This is a genomic window from Achromobacter sp. DH1f (assembly GCF_000633435.1).
In the GTDB taxonomy this organism is placed as follows: domain Bacteria; phylum Pseudomonadota; class Gammaproteobacteria; order Burkholderiales; family Burkholderiaceae_B; genus Achromobacter; species Achromobacter deleyi.
Genome location: NZ_AYMF01000133.1, coordinates 1 through 1,053, shown reverse-complemented (window position 1 = coordinate 1,053; position 1,053 = coordinate 1). Strand labels below are relative to the sequence as shown.

1 protein-coding gene is annotated in these 1,053 nt (G+C 70.2%); it reads right to left on the bottom strand.

What is annotated here, in order from left to right; genetic code table 11:
* The coding region (locus U858_RS0133420) for a hypothetical protein (protein ID WP_025141389.1) at positions 1–729 on the bottom strand (729 nt) is incomplete at its 3' end.
* Positions 730–1,053: the final 324 nt, after the last annotated feature.

Genomic DNA, 1,053 nt, shown 5'->3' with positions numbered 1-1,053 from the left:
GCGCTGCTGCGCCGCGGCCGCATCCATGCCGGTCTGCGCCGCGATCACCTTGGCAACGTAGTCGCGGTCGGCAGGCGCCATCTCGCCGTGGGCGAGACTCACGGCCACGATGCGCCCAACCTCGGCGCGCGACGCGGCCTTGTCGCCCGCGGCATCAGGCCGATCCGAACGCAGCAGCACATCGGTCAGGTAGTCGCTGGCGTTGTCCATGCCGCCCGCGCCCGCGCCGGCCGCTGCCGTGGCGGTGACGGCCGCCCCCGCGCCGGCTGCCACCGAGGCGCCCGCCTTGGCGGCGCCGGAGGCCAGCGTCGCAATGGCCGACCCCAAGAGCGCCGCACTCACGACCGCGCTCAGCGCCCACACCAGGAAGCCATGCGCGGTGTCACGGAAATACACCTCATCCACATGCGTATCCACCCACTTGGTGCGCAAGCGGCCGGCAACGTAGCCGCCGATGCCGTAGGCAACGATCTGCGTGAACAGCAGCCACGCAATGACGCTGATGCCTACCGCGGGGGCCGACATGCCTTCGCCGGCCCAAGGCGACACCGACAGGAAGCCCAGGCCGGAGCCCCCGGCGAACAGCGCCAGCGACAGCGCCGCCGCGATCACCGCGCCGGCAAACACCGCCGCCCAGGACACGGCGGACACCGCTGATTCACGCGCGGGTATTGCACCGGCATAGGCCGCGCCGCCGTAGGGCTGGCCCGCCGAAGTTGCGTTTTCCATGGTTATTCCTTGTTCATTGTTTGTGCGGCCGCGCCGGGATAGAAGGCGTCGACGCGGAAACCCGGCGGGGTGTCAGTGCCAGAACAGCGCCAGCAGGATGATGATGGGAATGGGCACCCCCAGCAGCCATAGCAGAATGGAACGCATGTAAACCTCCTTGGTGTCGCGGACAAATAGGATTACGAAGCAACGCGGGCGCTCAGGCCAGGTCGATCGTGCCGGGCGCGCGCGGATCGGGCGCCGGCGGCGTCACGTCAGGCTCGCCCGGGTCGTCGGGTGCGTGATCGGGGCCCGGACGCGGGTCGTCCGGCTGCGGATTGCCGG